General features: G+C 32.7%; 22 protein-coding genes. 15 read left to right on the top strand and 7 right to left on the bottom strand.

The annotated features are described in order from the left end of the window. The first annotated feature begins 92 nt into the window (after window positions 1-92). The 7 genes from ACNQGJ_RS07485 (at window position 93) to ACNQGJ_RS07455 (ending at window position 5,872) form a co-directional block, all read left to right on the top strand. Complete coding sequence (locus ACNQGJ_RS07485) at window positions 93-1,223, top strand: NAD(P)/FAD-dependent oxidoreductase (protein ID WP_417971631.1); 1,131 nt, start codon at window positions 93-95, stop codon at window positions 1,221-1,223. Next, window positions 1,224-1,970, top strand: a complete 747-nt coding sequence (locus tag ACNQGJ_RS07480; RefSeq protein ID WP_417971629.1) for a methyltransferase domain-containing protein — start codon at window positions 1,224-1,226, stop codon at window positions 1,968-1,970. A 50-nt stretch (window positions 1,971-2,020) separates the two neighbouring features. Next, window positions 2,021-3,073, top strand: coding sequence for a type III polyketide synthase (locus ACNQGJ_RS07475; protein WP_417971627.1), 1,053 nt, complete (start codon window positions 2,021-2,023; stop codon window positions 3,071-3,073). 89 nt (window positions 3,074-3,162) lie between these two features. Continuing rightward, window positions 3,163-3,636 carry a 3-hydroxyacyl-ACP dehydratase FabZ family protein gene (locus tag ACNQGJ_RS07470; protein WP_417971625.1) on the top strand — a complete coding sequence of 158 codons (474 nt, stop codon included), beginning with the start codon at window positions 3,163-3,165 and terminating at the stop codon, window positions 3,634-3,636. A gap of 59 nt (window positions 3,637-3,695) precedes the next feature. Further along, the gene (locus ACNQGJ_RS07465) at window positions 3,696-4,988 is read left to right on the top strand and encodes a beta-ketoacyl-[acyl-carrier-protein] synthase family protein (protein WP_417971623.1); all 1,293 of its coding nucleotides are present in this window, start codon (window positions 3,696-3,698) and stop codon (window positions 4,986-4,988) included. Window positions 4,989-5,093: 105 nt separating this feature from the next. Then, on the top strand, window positions 5,094-5,351 hold the full coding sequence (locus ACNQGJ_RS07460) for an acyl carrier protein (protein ID WP_417971621.1): 258 nt from the start codon (window positions 5,094-5,096) through the stop codon (window positions 5,349-5,351). Window positions 5,352-5,380: 29 nt separating this feature from the next. Further along, entirely contained in the window at window positions 5,381-5,872 is a 492-nt protein-coding gene (locus tag ACNQGJ_RS07455; RefSeq protein ID WP_417971619.1) for a 4'-phosphopantetheinyl transferase family protein, read from the top strand. Between the two features lie 8 nt (window positions 5,873-5,880). Here ACNQGJ_RS07455 and ACNQGJ_RS07450 read toward each other — a convergent pair whose 3' ends face one another. Both ACNQGJ_RS07450 and ACNQGJ_RS07445 read right to left on the bottom strand, forming a co-directional pair. After that, window positions 5,881-6,477 (bottom strand): 3'-5' exonuclease, encoded by a 597-nt coding sequence (locus ACNQGJ_RS07450; protein WP_417971617.1) that lies wholly within the window; start codon window positions 6,475-6,477, stop codon window positions 5,881-5,883. A 2-nt stretch (window positions 6,478-6,479) separates the two neighbouring features. Next, complete coding sequence (locus ACNQGJ_RS07445; RefSeq protein WP_417971615.1) at window positions 6,480-8,396, bottom strand: DUF294 nucleotidyltransferase-like domain-containing protein; 1,917 nt, start codon at window positions 8,394-8,396, stop codon at window positions 6,480-6,482. A 184-nt stretch (window positions 8,397-8,580) separates the two neighbouring features. Here ACNQGJ_RS07445 and ACNQGJ_RS07440 point away from each other — a divergent pair, with 184 nt between their 5' ends. Continuing rightward, window positions 8,581-9,087, top strand: a complete 507-nt coding sequence (locus tag ACNQGJ_RS07440) for a DUF2911 domain-containing protein (protein ID WP_417971613.1) — start codon at window positions 8,581-8,583, stop codon at window positions 9,085-9,087. A gap of 215 nt (window positions 9,088-9,302) precedes the next feature. On the opposite strand, the gene ACNQGJ_RS07435 is transcribed toward ACNQGJ_RS07440, so the two are convergent. Beyond that, window positions 9,303-9,770 carry an Lrp/AsnC family transcriptional regulator gene (locus ACNQGJ_RS07435; RefSeq protein WP_417971907.1) on the bottom strand — a complete coding sequence of 156 codons (468 nt, stop codon included), beginning with the start codon at window positions 9,768-9,770 and terminating at the stop codon, window positions 9,303-9,305. Between the two features lie 58 nt (window positions 9,771-9,828). Here ACNQGJ_RS07435 and ACNQGJ_RS07430 point away from each other — a divergent pair, with 58 nt between their 5' ends. Both ACNQGJ_RS07430 and ACNQGJ_RS07425 read left to right on the top strand, forming a co-directional pair. Continuing rightward, complete coding sequence (locus tag ACNQGJ_RS07430) at window positions 9,829-10,548, top strand: sulfite exporter TauE/SafE family protein (protein ID WP_417971611.1); 720 nt, start codon at window positions 9,829-9,831, stop codon at window positions 10,546-10,548. A 360-nt stretch (window positions 10,549-10,908) separates the two neighbouring features. Further along, complete coding sequence (locus tag ACNQGJ_RS07425) at window positions 10,909-12,138, top strand: multidrug effflux MFS transporter (RefSeq protein WP_417971905.1); 1,230 nt, start codon at window positions 10,909-10,911, stop codon at window positions 12,136-12,138. Here ACNQGJ_RS07425 and ACNQGJ_RS07420 read toward each other — a convergent pair whose 3' ends face one another. The 4 genes from ACNQGJ_RS07420 to ACNQGJ_RS07405 form a co-directional block, all read right to left on the bottom strand. Further along, window positions 12,139-13,431, bottom strand: a complete 1,293-nt coding sequence (locus ACNQGJ_RS07420) for an NAD(P)/FAD-dependent oxidoreductase (RefSeq protein ID WP_417971609.1) — start codon at window positions 13,429-13,431, stop codon at window positions 12,139-12,141. It abuts the gene before it with no gap. A gap of 94 nt (window positions 13,432-13,525) precedes the next feature. Further along, a complete protein-coding gene (locus ACNQGJ_RS07415) occupies window positions 13,526-14,863 on the bottom strand; it encodes a DEAD/DEAH box helicase (protein WP_417971607.1) in 1,338 nt (445 codons plus the stop codon). A gap of 140 nt (window positions 14,864-15,003) precedes the next feature. After that, complete coding sequence (locus ACNQGJ_RS07410) at window positions 15,004-16,548, bottom strand: DEAD/DEAH box helicase (RefSeq protein ID WP_417971605.1); 1,545 nt, start codon at window positions 16,546-16,548, stop codon at window positions 15,004-15,006. A gap of 110 nt (window positions 16,549-16,658) precedes the next feature. Then, a complete protein-coding gene (locus tag ACNQGJ_RS07405) occupies window positions 16,659-17,183 on the bottom strand; it encodes a DUF6155 family protein (protein WP_417971603.1) in 525 nt (174 codons plus the stop codon). A 147-nt stretch (window positions 17,184-17,330) separates the two neighbouring features. Here ACNQGJ_RS07405 and ACNQGJ_RS07400 point away from each other — a divergent pair, with 147 nt between their 5' ends. From ACNQGJ_RS07400 to ACNQGJ_RS07380, 5 genes are all read left to right on the top strand, one after another. Continuing rightward, window positions 17,331-17,615, top strand: a complete 285-nt coding sequence (locus tag ACNQGJ_RS07400) for a DUF3817 domain-containing protein (RefSeq protein WP_417971601.1) — start codon at window positions 17,331-17,333, stop codon at window positions 17,613-17,615. Beyond that, window positions 17,608-18,861, top strand: a complete 1,254-nt coding sequence (locus tag ACNQGJ_RS07395) for a mechanosensitive ion channel family protein (RefSeq protein ID WP_417971599.1) — start codon at window positions 17,608-17,610, stop codon at window positions 18,859-18,861. The genes ACNQGJ_RS07400 and ACNQGJ_RS07395 overlap by 8 nt, the downstream gene beginning before the upstream one ends. Before the next feature lie 374 nt (window positions 18,862-19,235). Further along, a complete protein-coding gene (locus tag ACNQGJ_RS07390; RefSeq protein ID WP_417971597.1) occupies window positions 19,236-19,637 on the top strand; it encodes a glyoxalase in 402 nt (133 codons plus the stop codon). Window positions 19,638-19,920: 283 nt separating this feature from the next. Next, entirely contained in the window at window positions 19,921-20,634 is a 714-nt protein-coding gene (locus tag ACNQGJ_RS07385) for an esterase family protein (RefSeq protein WP_417971595.1), read from the top strand. Between the two features lie 18 nt (window positions 20,635-20,652). Further along, complete coding sequence (locus ACNQGJ_RS07380; protein WP_417971593.1) at window positions 20,653-21,600, top strand: ATP-grasp domain-containing protein; 948 nt, start codon at window positions 20,653-20,655, stop codon at window positions 21,598-21,600. Window positions 21,601-21,783 lie beyond the last annotated feature (183 nt).

Genomic DNA, 21,783 nt, shown 5'->3' with positions numbered 1-21,783 from the left:
TGCGAATAATTATTAAAAATTAAATAAATATGCCTGTTTTTTATGATTTGTTATAACAGTAATGTCAAACAAATCCATAAATTTACTTACATATGAAAAATAAAGAAGTAATAATTATTGGTGGTGGGTTAGCTGGATTGACTTCGGCTATACATTTATCTAAATTAGGACTTCAAGTGACAGTTATTGAAAAAAATAGTTATCCAAAACATAAAGTCTGTGGCGAATACATTTCGAACGAAGTTGTACCATATCTCAATTGGTTGGATTTAAACATAGCAGAATTAAATCCGACACATATTACAAAACTTGAATTTTCTTCCGCTAACGGAAAAACAATAAAAAGTATTTTACCTCTTGGAGGTTTTGGAATCAGTCGTTTTACTTTAGACGAACATTTGTATAAAAAAGCATTAGATAATGGTTGTACGATAGTGCAAGACCAAGTAGAAAATATTCTTTTTGAGGATAATAAATTTATAATAACGACTACAAATTCGGCGATCTTACGATCCGAAATGGTGCTTGGCGCTTTTGGAAAACGTTCCAATATTGACCAAAAAATGAATCGGGAATTTACGCATAAAAAATCATTTTGGTTGGCTGTAAAAGCGCATTATTCGGGAAATTTTCCAAATGATTGCGTTGGTCTGCATAATTTTAAAGGAGGATATTGTGGCGTTTCTAAAGTTGAAAAAGACATAATTAACATCTGTTATTTAGCAGATTACAAAACCTTTAAACAGTATAAAAACATTACCGAATATCAAAATAATATTGTTTCTCAAAACCCACATTTACGATCAATTTTCGATAACAGCACCTTACTTTTTGAAAAACCTTTGACCATTAGCCAAATTTCTTTCGAAAAAAAACAAGCCGTTGAAAATCATATTTTAATGATTGGCGATACTGCCGGATTAATTCATCCTTTATGTGGGAATGGAATGGCGATGGCAGTTCATGGTGCCAAAATTGCTTCCGAATTAGTGGAGCGCTATTATACCAATAAAATTAAATCCCGAACGGAGTTAGAAGAAAAATACATACAGGAATGGAATTTTAATTTCAAGAAAAGGCTTAAAATGGGTCGATTGTTATCGCATCTTTTGCAAAAGCAAAAACTTTCAACAGCATTGATACGTATTTTAATTATATTTCCATTTTTATTGACTGCGATTATAAAAAAAACGCACGGAACCCCAATAACATTAAATTCATAGATGTTGCTAAATACCAAATACAGAACCGATAAGATTGAAACTATGGATGATTTTGACATGGAAGGAGAAATCTTGCGTGATGCATTAGATAAAATAGCCAAAATCAATCAACTTTTAGGTGGGAACCAGTTAACTTTACAAGGCGTTCAGGATTTGATGCACAACATTTCAAAATCAATTGAGATTGTTATTGTAGATGTGGGTTGCGGCAATGGAGACATGTTGCGAACTTTGGCTGAATTTGGAATAAAAAACAAGCTGAAATTTCAATTAATAGGTATTGATGCGAACAGTTTTACAGTTAATCATGCGCAAAAATTATCTAAAAATTATCCCAATATTAGCTACCGTTGTGAAGATATATTTGACACACCATTTAATGAAATAAAGTACGATATTGTATTGTGTACCTTGACGTTACATCATTTTAAAGAAGATGATATTATTTATTTATTAAATGTATTTCATACAAATTCAACGATTGGAATTGTTATTAATGATTTACACCGAAACGCAATAGCCTATCGGTTATTTCAGGCATTGTGTTTTGTGTTTCAATTGAATGAGATGTCTCGAGAAGACGGATTAACTTCAATTTTAAGAGGTTTTAAAAAAGAAGAGCTTATGAACTTTTCTAAAAAATTGAGTTTTAAAAACGATAAAATTAATTGGAAATGGGCCTTTAGATACCAATGGATTATAAAAAAAGACCAGGCAGCAATAGAACTAAAGATAAAAGAGGCATAAAGTTTAAAGCTATTATCTATCTGCCTTTCATCTAACAGTCTAAAAAAAATATGAGTGTAAAAATCAAAACCGTAACCAAACAGTTACCAAAATATTCCAGAACTACTGAAGAAATCATTCCTTTTTTAGATGCATGGCTCGTAGGCCAAGACGAACGTTTCATTAGAAAAGTAAAGAAAATTTTTGAAGGCGCAGCGGTTGATAAACGGTATTCCATCATGGATCCGATCGAAGTGTTTACCAAAACCTCATTTCAGGAAAGAAACGATATCTACGTTCGTGAAGTGATCGATTTAGGTGAAAAAGTTTTAGAAAAAGCCTTGAAAAAAGCAAATTGGAACCCTGAAGATTTAGATTATATAATAACCGTAAGTTGCACTGGGATCATGATTCCGTCTTTGGATGCGTATTTGATTAATACATTAAAATTGCGCCAGGATATCGTGCGACTTCCAGTAACTGAAATGGGTTGTGCCGCTGGAATTTCCGGAATTATCTACGCTAAAAATTTCTTGCAGGCCAATCCCGGGAAACGTGCTGCTGTTGTTGCAGTTGAAAGTCCAACGGCAACCTTTCAATTGAATGATTTTTCGATGGCAAATATCGTAAGTGCCGCAATTTTTGGTGATGGTGCGGCGTGTGTTTTACTATCTTCACATGTAGATGATGAGGGTCCGGAAATTTTGGCAGAAGAGATGTATCATTTCTATGATAATATCCACATGATGGGTTTTAAACTTACGAATTCTGGATTGCAGATGGTATTGGACATTGAAGTTCCAGAAACGATTGCTTCTCATTTTCCCGATATTATACATCCATTTTTAGAAAAAAACAATTTAAAAATGGAGGATATTGATCATTTGATTTTTCATCCTGGAGGAAAGAAAATTGTACAAACTGTTGAAAGTTTGTTTTCTATTTTGGGTAAAAATATAGACGATACAAAAGAAGTTTTGCGTTTGTATGGAAATATGTCCAGTGCGACAGTTTTATATGTTTTAGAACGAATAATGGACAATCAGCCTAGAAAAGGAGAGAAAGGATTAATGCTGAGCTTTGGTCCTGGTTTTTCGGCGCAAAGAGTATTGTTGCAGTTTTAAACTAATTCAACACAGATGTCACAGATTTGCACAGATTATGTGATGTCTGTATATTTTTTTATAAGTCTGTGAAATATGTATTCAAGAATATGACTAAACAGGAAATAATATCAAAATTACCGTATTCAAAACCGTTTTTGTTTGTGGACGAAATTCTCCAAATCAATGAAAATGGAGTAGAAGGAACCTACACTTTTGATGCAAACCTTGATTTTTATAAAGGACATTTTAAAGATAATCCGGTGACTCCAGGAGTTATTTTAACAGAAGTTATGGCGCAAATTGGATTGGTATGCTTCGGTATTTTTTTATTAGATGATTCGTTTAATAGAAATACTTCAATTGCTTTTACTTCAATGGATATAGAATTTTTGAAACCTGTTTTTCCTAATGAAAGAGTGAGCGTAATCTCAGAAAAATTATACTTTAGATTTGGAAAATTAAAATGCAAAGTAAAAATGATTAATCAGCTACAGGAAACCGTTTGTATGGGAACAATAGCAGGAATGATGGTTTCCTCAGCCGAAACCTCCGCAGTAGCGAGCGTGCCAAAATTAGACTAAAATACCGTATGGATTTAAACTTGTTTTAATTGCCAATGGATTTTATTAAACATCAAAATATGAACAAACGGGTTGTAATTACTGGTCTTGGTGTTGTTGCTCCAAATGGAGTAGGACTTGATGCGTTTACACATGCTATTAAAAACGGAATTTCGGGAATCAAGCACGACGCTGAGTTGGAACGATTACAATTTTCTTGTCAAATAGCGGGAAAACCAGCGATTTCTACTGCATTAGCTTTACAATATTTCTCGGAATTAGAGTTACGCAACTTTAATTCTACTGGGATTTTATACGGTGTGATTGCAGGAATAGATGCATGGAAAGATGCTGGTTTATCAATGGAAATTAAGGAAGAGCCGGATTGGGTTAGTGGAACTATTTTTGGCGCTGGAACTTCGGGAATTGATAAATTTCGTGAAAGTATTTATAAAATAGATGATTTTCAAACCCGCAGATTAGGTAGTACCGCCGTGGGTCAAACGATGAATAGTGGTGTGAGCGCTTACCTGGGCGGAAAATTAGGACTGGGAAATCAAGTCTCTACTAATTCATCCGCATGTACCACCGGAACGGAGAGTATTTTAATGGGATACGAAAGGATTAAATCAGGACAAGCAAAACGTATTTTAGCAGGAAGTACAAGTGATTCAGGGCCTTATATTTGGGGTGGTTTTGATGCTATGAAAGTATGTACTTTCAAGCATAATGAAAATCCAGAACAAGGCTCAAGGCCGATGTCAGCTAGTGCTTCAGGATTTGTTCCAGGAAGTGGAGCTGGAGCTTTGCTTTTGGAAGATTTAGAAACTGCGATGTCGCGTGGCGCTAAAATCTATGCCGAAGTTTTGGGTGGAAATGTAAATTCTGGCGGACAACGTGGGTTAGGAACGATGACTGCGCCAAATCCTATTGCTGTCCAGAAATGCATAACTGATGCCATTGCAAATGCAGGAATTACTGCTGCTGAAATTGATGCAATTAATGGCCATTTGACAGCAACAACAAAAGATAGTTTAGAAATTAAGAATTGGAGTGAAGCTCTGAGACGAAAAGGAAACGAATTTCCATACATAAACTCCTTAAAATCAATGGTAGGTCATTGTTTATCAGCAGCGGGAAGTATTGAATGTGTGGCTTCGGTATTGCAATTGCATCTGGGATTTATTTTTCCCAATATCAATTGTGCCGATTTACATCCTGAAATCACAGCGATAATTGATGAGTCAAGAATACCACAACAATTGATTAAAAAGGAATTAAATACCGTTGTAAAAGCCAGTTTTGGTTTTGGAGATGTGAATGCATGCGTGATATTCAAGAAATTTATATCCCATGAACAGTCTTTCGTGTAGAGAAACGAGGCGAATCCAAAAATCAATATTTAAAAACAGCTTGTTAACTAATAAAATATTAATTTTAACGTCTCTTAATAGCTGTAAACCAAATAATTAAGCAAAATGAATATAGAACAAACAATTGAAGAATTAAAAAACATAGTAAAACCGTATATTCAAAATCAAGAAGCCTTTGACGTGCTTACTGAAAATACTGATTTTATAAATGACTTAAAGATTAATTCTGCTAATTTAGTAGATGTTATTTTAGATATTGAGGAGAAATATGACATTGTAATCGACAATGAAGCAATGGAGCGAATGATTAACGTGAAATCGGCACTGGAAATTATTAAAACTCAATTATCCAATAAAAATTAGTAAATCAATGTTAAAAAATTCAGTGACAAATGATTGGAAATGATGTAATTGATTTGGCCTTAGCCAAAAAAGAAAGCAATTGGAAACGAAACCGATTTTTAGACAAAATTTTTACCGTAAAAGAACAATTATTTATTGTTAATGCCGAAAATCCAGAAATAATGGTTTGGAATTTATGGTCTCGAAAGGAAGCTACTTATAAAATCTACAATCGGGAAACAGGAATTAGAGGATATTTTCCTTTACAGATAGAATGTAGCTTTGAAAATGAACATTCAGGTACCGTTGCAATCAGAGGGAACACTTATTTTACAAATACTATTATTTCGGATGCTTTCATACACACGATTGCAGCATTAAAAAAAGAAAATTTTGAATTTATTGAGAAATTAAATTCAAACGACATTATTAGCAAAACAAATGGAATTCCTTTTATAATTGATATGCAAACTAAATTGATGAAGCCCGTTTCTATCAGTCATCACGGGCGGTTTTGGGAAGGAATTACGCTAACTGATTAGAGTAAAAGTTATTTTATTCCCAGTCTGGATTTTAATTTTAAAAACAATAACGCCGTTTTATAAGCATCTTCGGCAGAAGAATTTCGGTCACTTTTAGGTATATTATATACCGTACAAAGTTCATCAAGAGAAAATTGTTTATCATTGATATCATGCAGTTTTCGATGCATAATATCGACATCCAAAGCTTCGTTTTTCAATCTCCCACACTCTAGTTTTTCTAATGCTGTATTAATCATTTCAACATCAAAATCAATATGATGGCCTACTAAAACCGCATTTCCTATAAATTCAATTAACAGTTTTATAGCTTCTGACTCGCCTAATTTTTTCATTTTACTTTCTACCAAAAATTCATTGGAAAGACCATTATCATGAAAAAATTTGTATTGTAGCAAAACTGCTTCGAAACCATCGCCGATCACAATGCTGTTATCTATTACCGAAAAAGAACCAATTGATAAAATAACATCTTTGTCTGGATTCAAACCAGAAGTCTCTGTTGACAAAACAACAAATCGAGGTGATTTTTTTTCAAATTTCGAAAGATATGTTTTCCAAAATTCTGGATATTCTTTATTAATATTTTTTAACCAGTGGAACATAATTATGAAAATTGTGTAAGTTGAAATTTATTTTTTATTAACTCTTCCAAATCTTTCATTGGAGCCAAAGCATTTTTTAATTTTTCTTTATCAATTTTTGACAATTCATTCAAATTTATAAATTGGCCTGAATTATCGTTTTTTAATCCTTCTAACGTTCGGAATTTTGATAAAATCAAAAAGGCATCAGCGCAACTAAGATAAATTTCCGCATGTCTAGGATCTGTAATGACTAACTGCTTAAATCGTTGAAATGTATTATTGATTCCGCGTATATCAAAATTTAAGGTAAATAATCGGGCGGCATCAATCAGTGGCATCAAAGCACGTGTCTTTATGTCAAATTTATCTTTATTTGGGCCTTCTTCTTCTAGATTGAAATTTTTGAAAAAAGTAAGTGGTGAATTTTTTCTTAAGGCATCATTACCTAAGAAGTCAAAGAACAACGTATTGTTTTTTGCATTCTTAAAAATAACATTTGCAATCGCATCTTCAATTCTTTGTTCTCCAAAAGTGATTTCGTAATCAAAGAAAATACTGCTTAAATCAGTACTGTTTTCACCTGGAGTATTCATCCAGCTATCGTATTGTTTTGTCCAATCAGTCAGTGACTTACACCATAACATGTTACTTCCCATATGGCCATTTGGACATAATTCATAACCAATTTTTTCGAGTGTAGCAGTTGTTCTTTTTCCAAGTTTTAGGAAATAATCTTTCACTTCTCGATATTTATCCGCCGCAACATCTTCAAAAATCAAGATACTGTCTTGATCCGTTAACAATAACTGCTCTTTTCTTCCTTGGCTTCCAATGCTTAACCATGCAAAACGGGCAGGAGGGGAGCCTAACTCTAAAATTGATAACTCTACAGAACGTTTAATGATAGCTAAATTAATTTCGCTAACAATATTAAAAACGTGAGAAAGCGGAATATTTTTAGAAATTGAGGTTTGAATCAAATCTGTTAATCGCTCTCGAATTTGTTTTAATTCCTTAGCATCATAAGAACGCTTAATCTCTTTTATTAAAACACCTGGATTATTTGCTTGGGCCGCTATTAAATCGTGTTCAGAAATGACCCCTTTCACATCAGATTTATCAGTCCCGTCAAGTGTAACACATAAATGCGTCACATTATGTTTCAACATTAACAATTGCGCTTCGGCCAAGGAAACATTCTCAACAACAGTGATTACTGGATATGACATTATTTTATCTACTGAAACTGTCACAGGAAATCTACCGGTTGCAATTTTTGCGCGCATATCATTGTCTGTCACAATTCCGATAGGAAAGTTATTTTCACAAATTATGATATTGTTCTTTAATGTTTCAGTCATTAACTGGGCAACATCTTGTACAATTGCTATGCTTGTTGTTTTTAACGGTGAAACATTATACGATAAAGATTGAAAATATTGCATTTCTGATTGCTGGTCAGAATAGAAAACATTGTCAGAGATGAGTTTGCCTTTTAAATTTTCTTTATCATTTGGATTTCGTGTATTTGTAGCAAAACTCTCCAGTAAAAAATTTAAAACGTCTGAATTATTCACCACAAAAGGACGGAAAGTAGCAATTGGTATAGCGTAAACAATACTTTCTTCTCTGGCTTTGGCCGTCATCATGTAATTGTTTTTGGCAAAAAAGGGACGTAATCCAAAAATATCACCTTCATGACATTTATTTAATAAAGTTTCTTCCGCATCTGAAATTACAGACAAATTAATAGTACCTGAAGCAATAACATAAAAACTGTCATGCAATAAATCATTAATTTGGAATAAGGTTTTATGTTTTTCTAAATTTACAACGCGAATACTCGTAGCTATTTCGGATAACTCTTCAAATGTCAAATGGTTAAACGGCGGATATTCTTTTAAAAAATCGGCAATGTGCTCAGCAATTGTATTCATAGTTAATTATATCAATAAGGTATTGTTTGTAAAAATAATAAAATAAAAAATTATAATACTGTCATTATAAGAGTAAAACAACTAATTTATAGGTTTCATAATTTTTTCTTAAAATTAAGAATAATTATGCGAAATTAAATGCAGTTATTTTATTTTTATAATCAAAACTAAATCCTTTTAAATCATGAAATTACTAAAAAAAGTACACTTTTTATTTATTGCATTTTTGATTATAAATTTTGTAAATGCGCAAGATAAACCAACAAGCACAAAGGAAGAGGTTACTGGAAAAATTAATGGTGCTACAATTACAATTAAGTATGGTAGTCCATCTGTCAGAGCCAGAGAAATCTGGGGCAAATTAGTTCCGTTTAATCAAGTTTGGCGCGCTGGCGCTAATGATGCAACGACTTTTGAAACTGACAAAGACCTCACAGTTGCGGGATCAAAATTACCTGCAGGAAAATATTCTTTTTTTATAATACCAAATGACAAGCAAAGTATTATCATCTTTAATAAAGAAGCTAAGCAATGGGGCGCTTACAAATATAAAGAAAAAGAAGATCAATTACGTGTTGTTGTAAAACAAGAAAAAACTAAATCAAAAGCTGAAAAATTAGTTTATACCATTAATAAAAACACTATTTCTTTAAAATGGGATAATTGGAACATACCAATTTCTGTAAAGTAAAATACTATATAATATAAAAACAGCATTACCAAAACAGGTGATGCTGTCATTATTTTTAATAATCCGATATTATTTCATTTATCAATAAATCCTATTTTACATAATATAAATTATAGTGCATTTTAATACAGTCCGATATTATAGTTTTTTCGATCCATGTAATCCCGTTTTTAACTGTTTTAAAAAGTACAAATCGTTTTTAAGTTACAAAGAAACTATACATCCTTTAAATTTGACAAGATTAAATGTGTTGTCGGTTCCCCATACACTAAAAGACGATCAATAAATTGTTGCAAATGAAGTTGATCGATTAGAACTACTTTCATAAAAATATTATGTGTGCCCGTGATTCTATAAATTTCATATATTTCCGCAAATTCATTTAAGTGATCACTAAAGACTATAAGTTTTCCGCTAAACAATTTGAACAGAATAATAACTTCCAGACCAAAACCAAGTTTTTTATTATTAAGTTGTAGATTATATCCTTTTATAATTTCGGCATCTTCTAATTTTTGAATGCGTTCTCTTATTGAAGACGGAGATAGTCCAATTTTTTTACCAATTTCTACAAATGAAGTTCTAGAATTATGTTTAAGACTTTCAATTATTTTCAAATCAAGCGCGTCTACCATAAATAAAGTTTTAATTTGGGCTAAATTACATTTATATTTTGGAAGAATGACATTACATCCGTTGATTAAGTTTTATTATAACACAGTGTTGTTCTAATTTTGTTCTATGGATATGATGTTATTACTGCTTACAATTGGAATTTTTACCGGTTTTTTTGTTCAGACTATCACTGGTTTTGCAGGTGCTTTAATCGCTTTGCCTTTTCTATTGTTAGTTATGCCATTGCCTGATGCCATTGCTTATTTATCTATATTTTATTTTATATCAACGCCAGTTCATGTATATAAAGAATGGAAATATATAGATAAACCACTACTTAAAAAAATAGCTTTGTCATCATTTATTGGGCTTATTGTGGGAATTATCGTTTTAACGTACGGAAAACCGATGATTTTAAAAAAAGCCTTAGGTATATTTATTATTCTGTTTGTCTTAAACAGTTTAAGAACTAAAAAAGAAATACAATTAATTTCGAAAATGAAATTTATTTTAGGTTTTTTAGGTGGATTTTTTTCGGGTGTTTTTTCAACGGGCGGCCCTTTATATGTTGTTCTTGTGAATAACGAAACTTCTGATGTAAAGAAATTACGAGCTACCATGTTTGGAATTTTGGGTTTAGTGACATTAATGAGAATACCGGTTTTGGCATTCGAAGGTATTTTAACTTTAAATCAATTGTATAATTCATTTTATGTTCTGCCCTTCTTTATATTGGCACTAGTACTGGGTAAAAAAGTATATTTAAAACTAAATGATGTTCTTTTAAAAAAAATTATGTTGAGTCTGCTTTTCCTATCTGGAATCATGTTATTAATAAAAAATTAGCGGTTGATTAGATATTTAAAAAAGATATTGCCAAATACTAAATTACCATTTGTAACATTAGCTTTGCTTTTAAAGCAATAAGCCCCAGACAAGTTTATTGTTTATCCTTCCCCATATTCCTGCACCTACATTGTAAATAAGTTGAATATAATATCAGCAGCAATTTAAATTGATTTTACTTTTAATTGCATTGTTAGTGCTCTTAAATCACAAACAATTATTACATTTTATTTATTTTATTTCATCGCTAGTCTATCATTACAGAGGATGTTATTAATCATAATTCTTCTTTAATTCGGTTCTTTATTATTTACCTTTGCAAAAAATTAAAAAAGTTCAATTTTTATGATTACTACTGAAATGACAAAAAAAAAATATATCAAATTAATATTGATTTTGGGTTCATTAACTGCGCTAGGCCCATTTTCAATTGATATGTATTTGCCTGGCTTTGCAGGAATTGCAAAGGACTTAAATACTTCAGTCGCAAATGTTTCTATGACGTTATCCAGTTATTTTATCGGAATTTCAGCCGGACAATTGTTGTATGGACCTTTATTAGATCGTTTTGGTCGCAAAAAACCACTTTTTATAGGATTGTTAGTTTACATATTAGCTTCATTAGGCTGTGTTTTCGTAACGGATATTGATACTTTTATTGGTTTACGATTCATACAGGCTGTGGGTAGCTGCGCGGCTACTGTGGCTTCGGTTTCTATGGTTCGGGATTTATTTCCTATAAAAGATATTCCTAAAGTATTTTCTTTATTAATGCTGGTTGTGGGGCTTTCGCCAATGTTAGCGCCTACAGTTGGCGGTTATATAACCGAAGATTATGGTTGGCACACGGTCTTTTTTATCTTGATGTGTATGGGAATTTTGATTCTTATAGCAGCGCAAATTGGCTTGCCAAATACGTTTAAGCCAGATACTTCAATTTCGTTAAAACCAAAACCAATCATTAAAAATTTTATCAGTATTGTAAAAGAGCCTCAGTTTTATACCTATGCATTTGCGGGAGCAATAGCTTTCTCAGGATTGTTTACTTATGTAGCGGCCTCCCCTATTTTATTTATGGACATTTTTAAAGTTGGCGGAAAAACGTATGGTTGGATATTTGCTTTTATGTCATTAAGTTTTATTGGTGCCAGCCAGCTTAATTCATTTTTGTTAAGAAAATTCACGAGTGAACAAATGATTTTTGGGGCATTAATTTCACAATCGATCATTAGCATTTCATTCCTTATTTTGGCAATAAATGATCTTTTAAATTTGTATGAAACTATCGCGATGCTATTTTTATTCTTAGCATGTTTAGGAATTTCAAATCCCAATACAGCCGGACTTACCCTAGCTCCCTTTTCAAAAAATGCGGGAAGTGCTGCGGCATTAATGGGCGCTATTCAGTTAGGATTGGGAGCTTTGGCTTCTTTTGCAGTGGGAGTTTTTGTAAAAAATTTGATGCTGCCAATGGTTTTGATTATGACTGTTTCAACAATTTTGGCACTAATTATTTTAATTTTCGGAAAACGAAACATAAAAAAAACGATCACAACTATTCACAATCAAGAAAGTGCGGTAATTCATTAATTATAGATTCGTTTTAGTGTTGTTTGGTTCAGTTTTTACTTTTTTATCAGGTCTGATAATCATACGTAGAGATTGATCTTTTGAAAAATAAGCAATCATCCAATTAAAGAACGTTTTCACTCTGTTGCGATAGGTAATCAATGAAACGAGGTGAATAAAAAGCCATATAATCCAGGCAAAAAATCCTTTAAAATGCATTTTTGGTTTTGGTAAATCAACCACAGCCTTATTTTTACCAATTATAGCCATAGATCCTTTATCATTATATTTAAAGGGTTTTAATGACTTGTTTTGGTTCAGTAGCGTAAAGTTATTCGCTAAATTTATTCCTTGCTGAATCGCAACTTGCGCCACTTGCGGATGTCCATTAGGGAAATCTATATCTGTAAGTTGAATACAAGTATCGCCTATTGCAAAGATATTTGTAGTGCCATTAACTTTATTATATGCATCGGTTGCCATTCTTTTTCCGCGACCATAACTTTCGGCTGGAATTCCGTCGAAAACTCTTGCAGAAACTCCCGCGGCCCATATTAAATTTTTAGTTTGAATAGTTTCGCCATTAGCAAAATATACGGTATCATCTAAATAATCTACTACTGTGGTATTTAATTTTACGACAACCCCTAATTTTGTCAGCGCTTCAAGTGTATCTTCCTGAGAAGCTTTACTCATTGGAGACAGAACGGCATTAGCGCCATCAACGAGGTAAATATTGCTTGCTGTTGTAGTCAATTCTGAATATTCTTTCAGCAAAATATTTTTTCTCATCTCAGCGAGCATACCGGAAACTTCAACACCCGTTGGACCGCCACCGGCAACTACAATGGTTAACAATTTTCTGCGCTCGCGAATGTCTTTGCAAATAGCTGCTTTTTCTAAATTTTTCAACAATGTATTACGCATAACGATGGCATCATTCAGCGTTTTCATTGGAATAGCATTTTTCTTCACATTTTCCATCCCGAAATAACTGGTTTCAGCACCTGTAGCAAAAACCAAGTAATCGTACTCTAATTCACCATTATTGAGGATAATTTTATTTTCTGAAGGGTTTATTTTTAATAAGTTTCCCAGACGAAATTGCAGATTTTTTTTACCTGCAAAAAATTTTCTAAAGGGATAACTGATGCTGGAAGGTTCTAAAAAAGCCGTAGCGACTTGATATATTAGCGGTGCGAAGAAATTGTAATTATTTTTATCTACTAGTGTAACATGAATTCCTTTTTGATTTAAAAGTTCTTTAGCAAGATTTAATCCTGCAAATCCACCTCCTATTATTACAATTTCCATACTATTCTATTTATTGTTATAAAAAAAATATCCATAAATATACTCTATTTATGGATACGATTAAATTTAAATGGTATTGAAAAACCTGTGAAAATTAATTCATTTTTTGTCTTTTGACGGGCTTTTCTGTGGGCTCATTTTTGTTTTGAAGAATATAATTAGCCATTAATTTTTCAATTAATTCATCTTTAGTCAAATGATGAAAAACAGTTTTCACTTTTTCTTTTACTTCCGGAACGACATCATGGTTGGGTTTGGTCTTAAAAATTTGTTTGGCCCATAACAGCATGTTGTTTTCTTCGATGCTGGCAGCTGTTGGTTTCTTGAACTGGGAAAATTTTATCCCTAATTCTTTTTCAAAATCAGCTATTTCGATTACTTCTTCTTGTTGTAAAACCGTCAGCGAAAGTCCCTTTGCTCCTGCTCTTGCCGTCCTACCACTACGATGAACATATGCTTCGTACACATCCGGCAAATGATAATTCACCACATACGAGATTTCCTTTACGTCAATTCCTCTTGCTGCTAAATCCGTAGCTACTAATATATTGATATACCCTTCACGAAATTGCTCCATGATTCTGTCCCGAATTCCTTGAGATAAACTGCCGTGCAATGCTCCTGATGAAAATCGGTTGATGGCTAGATTTTTAGCTAATTTATTGACTGCTGCTTTCGTTTTACAAAAAATAATTCCGCGTTCTCCTTCTTTAGTATTCAAGAAATGCATCAAAACTTCTAGTTTTTCAATGGGATCAACGATAATATATTCATGGTCAATTTCTTGATTCCCTACCGTTTCCATGTTGGCACTAACTTGAACTACGTTTTTATTTAAGTAGTTTTGAATCAATTGTTTTATACTTCCGGGCATGGTTGCCGAGAATAAAAAAGTCTTATGAGTTGCAGGTAACTCCGCTACAATCTCATCTAAGCTTTCTTTTAAAATAGTTACCATTTCATCGGCTTCATCGAGCACAAAGAACTTGGTTTCCTTTAAATTTATTGCTTTGCGCTGAATCAAATCTATTAAACGTCCCGGTGTTGCCACAACAATATGTGTAGGAGTTGAAAGTCGTTCAATTTGTGGTTTGATTGGAATTCCTCCACAAGTTGCTGCAATAGAAACTTGAGGTAAATATTTTGAAAAATTTTCTAAGTTTCTAAAAATTTGGTGTCCTAATTCCCGAGTAGGAACCAAAATAACAGCTTGTACAACTGGTAGATCAGTATCAATTAGTTGTAAAATGGGCAATCCAAAAGCAGCCGTTTTTCCTGTACCGGTTTTTGCAAGGCCAACCAAATCTGAAGTATTTGATAAAAGTAACGGAATTGTTTTTTGTTGAATTTCTGTTGGTACAACAATTTTCAGTTCGGTAATCGCTTTTAATATTGGTGCTGAAATTCCTAAATCAGAGAATTTTTTTGGCATTTTTTTGAATTTTATAATATTATAAAAATAGTTGTTGGATAACCGTGTTTTTAGCCCCGATGGAAACGGCATCCTGTTGTGGCGGGGTTCGCCACAACAGATATAGTGTACAGCGGGATTAGCTCCTTGAAAAGAAAATATTAATCTTCATCCGGCTCATTCATAATTTTCTCACGATATTTTTTCCCGGTTAACAGTATCAGTTTTAATTTGTAATCGTCAACAAGCCACTCACGATAATTTTTACTGCACTGACTCAAACATTTTGAATAGCGCTTAATGCGACAATCGATATCATCCTCTAACAATTTCCCTAATGCTTTAGCCTCTTGTAGCGTCTCTGAATTATCAACACACATCGCAGCGTGCTGTTCTAATGATTTTTCAAGCACTTCTTTTGATCGTAAATTTTGTTTGATGATGAGTTTATGCTCTTCATCGACATCAAAAGTTACGACTTCGGTTTTGCTAAATTTAATACGTAATTCTGGTGGCATGCTGTATTTAAAATACAATTCGATTTCCGTATCATCACGCAAATTTTCCAAGTAAAATTCCGGTGATTTAAAGATGTGTTGCCAGTTTACTGGCTCACTCCACAGTCCAAATCTTGCTGCATTATTTCCTAAATCGATAACGTTAAATGTATCTTTATTAGGTAATTTTCGGGAACCACGTCCAATCATTTGATAATATAATGTCAATGATTTTGTCGCTCTGTTTAAAATTATTGTTTCTACGGTAGGCTCATCAAAACCGGTGGTAAGAATTCCAACTGACGTTAATATCGCATCCGGTGTATGCTTGAACCAATGTAAAATATCTTTTCGCTCCTCGTTATTACTGGTGTTGTCCAAGTGGCGAATTGCATAACCGGCTTCTCTAAAGGTTTCATAAACATACAATGATGTATTGATACCATTATTAAAAATTAGGGTTTTCTTGCCCAAAGATTTCTCGGTATACGCATGCAATAATTTTTCTTGCATGGCCATATTCGTGTACAGGTCATCTGATGACTTAACGGTGTAATCCCCATTAATACCTACTTTTAAGGAAGTCAAACCTACATCATAACTATAGGTGATTGCTTTGGCTAAAAAGCCATTTGCGATCAAAGAACTAATGGTGTCTCCTACAATTAATTCATCGTAGCTTTCATGCATTGGCAACTTGATATTCGAACTTAAAGGCGTTGCTGTAACTCCTAATATAAAGGCATTTTTGAACGAGCTAAGTAATTTTCTGAAGGAATTGTAATGCGCCTCATCGATGATTACTAAACCTACGTTATCCAAATGTAATTTTTCATCGTTGATACGATTTTTTAAAGTTTCCACCATGGCAACAAAACAAGAGTAATCGTTTTGATCTGGAAGTTCTTTAACTTTACTGTTGATGATTTTGTTTTTTACGTCAAAACCCTTCAACATTTTTGAAGTTTGCTTACACAGCTCTATTCGGTGTGTTAAAACAACTACTTTTTTATCGTGCTGCGATAAATAACGCCTCACGATTTCTGAAAACACCACTGTTTTCCCTCCGCCTGTAGGCAACTGGTATAACAAATGATGTTGTGGCGGTGCATTATCGATGCGTTCAAAGATGGCGTCGATGTCGCCTTTTTGGTACGCATAAAGTTCTTTTTTGTCTTCGATTTCTATTTCTAAAGTGTTTTGGGACATTGCTTGTGGTTGGATTTTTGCAAAAATACGCCTAAAAAACAGTTTAATAGTCAATTTTAAGTAAAAAAAAATGCGATTGATTAAATAAAATTAAATTAAGAAACCATATACTATTCAAATCGCTCGATAACCGCATTGAATTCAGGTTCATTGTACCATTTTTGCGTAATGGTTTCGTTGTGAATACCTATTATTCTTGTTTTGAAATCCTGTACTATTCCATTTGCAATCAAGAACATTACGGCTTGCTCAAAAGAGTTAAACATACTTTTAAAAAATAAGTCTTGTTTTATCCCGTTTTCCGAAGAGAAAGTCTGCGCAATTTCGATATTAAAGAGCATAACATCAGCAATTATAAATGAATCTACGCCCAAAAGTGTAAAATGTTTAATGTATTTTTGGGCAACGGAACGCCTCATTTTTGGTTTGCTGCGTCTTCCTGCCTTTTTCAAAGGATAATATTCATTTGAAATTTTGAGTTTGCATTCTTGCAAAAGTGTTTCTTCTTTTGGATTAAAAACAAAATTATAATAGACTTTTACCGGGCTGAATTTCTCATACAATTCGATAATTTGCGCTTCGAGTTGCTCTTTATTAAGTTCTGCTAAATATTTTTTTAAATCGCGTTTGCTCATTATCAAAGTTTAAGAATACAAAAGTAATTTACTTTCGGAATGAATGTGCCGTAAATCAATGATAATACTTAATTTTGGCGTAAAAAAAATAGTGATTTCGATTTTTCCAAACCTATTTTTTTACTTTTATTATCTAATTTCATTTTCATGCTTAAAATTTTCAAGGTTATCGCTTTACTAGAGGGAGTTTCTTATCTAGTTTTATTTTCGAATATGCTTTTTATAAAACCTACCAATCTTGTTCTTTATAAAACATTATTATTCCCAATAGGAATGGCACACGGGATTTTGTTTGTCACTTATATTATTCTGGCTGTGATGCTAAAATTTGAGCAGAACTGGGATTGGAAAAAATTTGGAATAATTTGTCTAGCTTCAATACTTCCTTTTGGAACGTTCTACGTAGAAAAGAAATACTTGAAAAATGTATAAATTAATAGAAAAAATGTTCACTTTTCTATATACTATACTAAGAAAATGGGGATTGGGGAGCAGTTTGGCTTCTTACCTAAGTCTGATTATAAATATTATTATGCTTTGCGTATTTGCTTATGCTATATATGTGGTCTTTCGTCTTATTTTAGTAACAATTATGGCGGTAATCGCCCAGAAAACTAAAACCAAATTTGATGATTTACTCGTAACCAATAAAACGGCTAAATACATCGCACATTTAATTCCGCTATTGTTTATATATAAATCGGTTCCAATAATTCTAGACCGGTATGAATATTGGGAAGGCGTATTTGGTAAGCTGGTAGGGATTTACATTGTAATGCTTGTTCTATGGATTATCCGAACTATTTTCAATGCATTACGTGATTATTTAAAACTAAAACCGAGATACAGCGATAAACCTATTGACAGTTTCATTCAAGTGATCATGATTGTGCTGTGGGCTGTTGGTATAACGGTTATTATTTCTAAATTATTTAATATTGATCAGAAAGAGCTTTTAACCATTTTAGGAGCTGTTTCGGCGGTGATAATTTTAATTTTCCGAGATACAATTTTAGGTTTTGTCTCCAGCGTTCAAGTCTCTATAAACGATATGGTTCGAATTGGCGACTGGATTACGATGGATAAATTTGGAGCTGATGGCGATGTAATTGAAATTAATCTGGCAACCGTAAAAGTTCGAAACTTTGACAATACGACTACCACAATTCCAACATACAGTTTAAGTTCCGATTCGTTTCAAAACTGGCGCGGAATGCTGAATTCAGATGGAAGACGTATCAAAAGACACATTCTCATTAAAACCGGCAGCATTCGATTTTTGGAAGAAGCCGAATTAAATGACTTAAAAAAAATACATCTGATATCAGATTATATCAATACTCGAAAATTAGAAATTGACGACTATAATTCTACTAATAAAATTGATAAATCAATCGCGATCAATGGTCGAAATTTAACTAATTTAGGCTTATTTCGAAAATATATAACGGAATATTTATTTAATTATCCTGGATTAAACCAAGATATGTTGATGCTTTGTAGGCAATTGCAATCTACTTCCCATGGAGTTCCGCTTGAAGTTTATGCATTTTCACATGACAAACGATTTGAGAACTATGAATTTATCATGTCAGATATATTTGATCACATAATTGCTTCTGTAAAATATTTTGATTTGGAAATTTTTGAAACGGTTTCTGAAAATGAGTTTAATTAACAAAATTACTTTTTATTTTTTGTTTCGTCAGGCATCATATTTCTAGCTTCACATTGTGGCGCTAGTCAAGCAGTTTCCAGATTTAAAATATTATAATTTACCAAATCCTATTTGTTGCTAGCTTTACGGATCTTATAAAGTAGATTACAATGAGCTTTTGCGAAATATTCGGATTTACTCTGATTGAATAATTGTATGTAAAAGCCCATTTATTATCGATTACAAATAATAATTTACTTACAAAGTAAGTTGACTTTACGTGCAAATTTTATGTTTTTACCTATTTTCTCGTGTGGTAAAGCATAATTTTTCATTATATCTGCAAAAACAAACCGTACTTATGGCTATTTTTCTTTATTTTTAAGGAAAAAATCATGAGCGAACGCGATACTTTTTTAAGCGAATTCCGAGGAAAAACAATTGGTTCTGTTACCACTCAATCGTCAACCGAAGAATCATTTCAAAATGAGGTTCTCAGACCTATTTTAAAATTACAAAATGATTTATTTATAGCTTCTTTCATAAATTATGCTTTGAAAAACAAGATAGACTTTTACAGCTACACTGCTGAAAAGAAAGTATTGGTTATAGAAAATGCAATCCAAAAAGACATCAAGTTTAGAAATGCTTTAAAAGGAATGATAATCGCATTATTTACTTTAGATGAGTATACTGTTTATATAAAGAACTCGTCAAACATTAATAAAAGAATGATGAATATGCTAACTGAAAGACTAAAAAGTCAAGTCCAATTGTTTGAATCATATAAACAATAAAAAAGCAACTCTAATTTGACGTTGAATTAAAAAGAGCGTAAATCCTTATTTCTGTTACAATCTCATCAATTTGTGACACTGTTAGTTTTTTTTCATTTTAGAAATATGTTAAAAGAAACTCATATGTTGTTTATAATTTAAAAAATAGCTGCAAATTGATTTAAATTTTACAATTTAATTACGATTTGACATTAGTAATGTTTTATATAATAAATCGTAATTAGGCATAAATAGTTGTGTCATTTGCACGAATTTTTTCCTTATAATTGTTAAAAATAAAGTTATGAAGGAAGAATATTTCAAATGGCACTCCCCTAATCTTAACAAGGATATTGAAATGTTAGTTTTTGGACACGCTGGGTATCCTGTTATTTTATTTCCCACTTCGATGGGCAGTTACCATGAAAATAAAGATATGGGATTAATTGGTTCTGCAAAATGGTATATCGATCAGGGATTAATTCAAATATTTTGTCCAGATAGTATCGACAAAGACAGTTTTTACAATAAAAATATTCATCCCATACATCGCATAGAAAATCATGTCAGATACGATAAAATGATTTGTCACGAAATTGTTGAAAAGGTAAAAAACAATACTCCATCAGGAAAAGTTGTTGTGGCAGGATGCAGTTTTGGAGGATATCACGCGGCAAACTTTGCTTTTCGCCATACAGGTTATGTCAGTCACATGTTCTCGATGAGCGGAGCTTTCACTGTTAAAAGTTTTATGGATGGATTTTACAATGACGACGTGTTTTACAACAGTCCTGAAGATTATCTGTATGGACTAAATGATGCTGAGTTGTGGAACATGGATATTGTCTTAGGAACTTCTAATTGGGATATTTGTTTTGATGCCAATCTAAAATTAAGCAAAATTTTAAGCGACAGGAATGTTCATCATTGGTTAGATATTCGTCAAGAAGAAAAACACGACTGGCCTGTTTGGAAAGAAATGTTTCCCCATTATTTATCAAGAATTAAATTTTTATAAAATTATAAACAGATCAAGATGAAAAAAATCGGAATTTTATTTGGAATGGAAGACACCTTTCCACAAGCATTTATTGATCGTGTCAATTCAAAAAACGAAAAAGGAATTGTTGCTGAAGCTGTTGTTATTGATAAGGTAGTTCAAAATCAAGACGGAGAATATGCGGTAATTATTGATCGGATTTCGCAAGATGTTCCTTTTTATCGTGCGTATTTAAAAAACGCCGCTTTAACAGGAACCAATATAATAAACAATCCTTTTTGGTGGAGTGCAGATGATAAATTTTTTAATAATTCGTTGGCTGATACCCTTGGAGTTCCGCTTCCTAATACGGTACTACTTCCTTCAGCGGAACATCCTACTGATACAACCGGACAATCATTTCGAAATTTAAAATACCCAATGGACTGGGAAGGAATTTTTAATTACATTGGATTTCCAGCGTATATGAAACCCTATGCCGGCGGGGGGTGGAAAAACGTATACCGATTAGAAAACAAAGAAGAGTTTTGGGAAAAACATCAGGAAACAGGACAATTGGTGATGATGTTGCAAGAAGAAATTGTTTTTACTGAATATTTCAGGGTGTATTGTTTGGGGTGCAAAGCAGTTCGAATTATGCAATATGAACCAAGAAATCAGCATCATTTACGATATGTAATTGATGGACCTCCAGTAGATAAAAAGTTATTAGCCACCATAAAAGATTATACTTTACGGCTTTGTAAAGGGTTGGGATATGATTTTAATACCGTAGAATTTGCGGTACGCGACGGGATACCTTATGCTATTGATTTTGGAAATCCTGCACCTGATGCTGAACTAACTTCGGTTGGTGCAGAGAACTTTGAATGGGTGGTCGAAGAATCGGCAAAAATGGCTATCGCTGCCGCAAAAAAGCAAAAACCAGGAAAAATAAATTTGACTTGGGGAACTTTTATAAAAGATGCCGCCGGAGGAAAGTAATCAGTATTCAGTTGTTCAGTTTGTCATTTCGACGAACGAGGAATCTTAACCATCTATAAGGAAAAGTAAACAGAGATTTCTCATTCCACGGAATTGTAAAAGGGAAGAAAAATATAATTTTAAATAAAAGTTTTATTGATTACGAAATGCCCTAGCCCCGATTACAGTGAAAATCCTTTTTTG

The organism is Flavobacterium cryophilum, assembly GCF_048286555.1.
Classification (GTDB): Bacteria; Bacteroidota; Bacteroidia; order Flavobacteriales; family Flavobacteriaceae; genus Flavobacterium.
The sequence above is the reverse complement of the archived record's forward strand: the minus strand, read 5'-3'. Positions and strand labels throughout refer to the sequence as shown.

What these genes read in the sequence shown, in the direction of transcription:
- ACNQGJ_RS07485 (WP_417971631.1), top strand. Translation starts at nt 93, where the DNA reads ATGAAAAATAAAGAAGTAATAATTATTGGTGGTGGGTTAGCTGGATTG.
- ACNQGJ_RS07480 (WP_417971629.1), top strand. Translation starts at nt 1,224, where the DNA reads ATGTTGCTAAATACCAAATACAGAACCGATAAGATTGAAACTATGGAT.
- ACNQGJ_RS07475 (WP_417971627.1), top strand. Translation starts at nt 2,021, where the DNA reads ATGAGTGTAAAAATCAAAACCGTAACCAAACAGTTACCAAAATATTCC.
- ACNQGJ_RS07470 (WP_417971625.1), top strand. Translation starts at nt 3,163, where the DNA reads ATGACTAAACAGGAAATAATATCAAAATTACCGTATTCAAAACCGTTT.
- ACNQGJ_RS07465 (WP_417971623.1), top strand. Translation starts at nt 3,696, where the DNA reads ATGAACAAACGGGTTGTAATTACTGGTCTTGGTGTTGTTGCTCCAAAT.
- ACNQGJ_RS07460 (WP_417971621.1), top strand. Translation starts at nt 5,094, where the DNA reads ATGAATATAGAACAAACAATTGAAGAATTAAAAAACATAGTAAAACCG.
- ACNQGJ_RS07455 (WP_417971619.1), top strand. Translation starts at nt 5,381, where the DNA reads ATGATTGGAAATGATGTAATTGATTTGGCCTTAGCCAAAAAAGAAAGC.
- ACNQGJ_RS07450 (WP_417971617.1), bottom strand. Translation starts at nt 6,477, where the DNA reads ATGTTCCACTGGTTAAAAAATATTAATAAAGAATATCCAGAATTTTGG.
- ACNQGJ_RS07445 (WP_417971615.1), bottom strand. Translation starts at nt 8,396, where the DNA reads ATGAATACAATTGCTGAGCACATTGCCGATTTTTTAAAAGAATATCCG.
- ACNQGJ_RS07440 (WP_417971613.1), top strand. Translation starts at nt 8,581, where the DNA reads ATGAAATTACTAAAAAAAGTACACTTTTTATTTATTGCATTTTTGATT.
- ACNQGJ_RS07430 (WP_417971611.1), top strand. Translation starts at nt 9,829, where the DNA reads ATGGATATGATGTTATTACTGCTTACAATTGGAATTTTTACCGGTTTT.
- ACNQGJ_RS07425 (WP_417971905.1), top strand. Translation starts at nt 10,909, where the DNA reads ATGACAAAAAAAAAATATATCAAATTAATATTGATTTTGGGTTCATTA.
- ACNQGJ_RS07420 (WP_417971609.1), bottom strand. Translation starts at nt 13,431, where the DNA reads ATGGAAATTGTAATAATAGGAGGTGGATTTGCAGGATTAAATCTTGCT.
- ACNQGJ_RS07415 (WP_417971607.1), bottom strand. Translation starts at nt 14,863, where the DNA reads ATGCCAAAAAAATTCTCTGATTTAGGAATTTCAGCACCAATATTAAAA.
- ACNQGJ_RS07410 (WP_417971605.1), bottom strand. Translation starts at nt 16,548, where the DNA reads ATGTCCCAAAACACTTTAGAAATAGAAATCGAAGACAAAAAAGAACTT.
- ACNQGJ_RS07405 (WP_417971603.1), bottom strand. Translation starts at nt 17,183, where the DNA reads ATGAGCAAACGCGATTTAAAAAAATATTTAGCAGAACTTAATAAAGAG.
- ACNQGJ_RS07400 (WP_417971601.1), top strand. Translation starts at nt 17,331, where the DNA reads ATGCTTAAAATTTTCAAGGTTATCGCTTTACTAGAGGGAGTTTCTTAT.
- ACNQGJ_RS07395 (WP_417971599.1), top strand. Translation starts at nt 17,608, where the DNA reads ATGTATAAATTAATAGAAAAAATGTTCACTTTTCTATATACTATACTA.
- ACNQGJ_RS07390 (WP_417971597.1), top strand. Translation starts at nt 19,236, where the DNA reads ATGAGCGAACGCGATACTTTTTTAAGCGAATTCCGAGGAAAAACAATT.
- ACNQGJ_RS07385 (WP_417971595.1), top strand. Translation starts at nt 19,921, where the DNA reads ATGAAGGAAGAATATTTCAAATGGCACTCCCCTAATCTTAACAAGGAT.
- ACNQGJ_RS07380 (WP_417971593.1), top strand. Translation starts at nt 20,653, where the DNA reads ATGAAAAAAATCGGAATTTTATTTGGAATGGAAGACACCTTTCCACAA.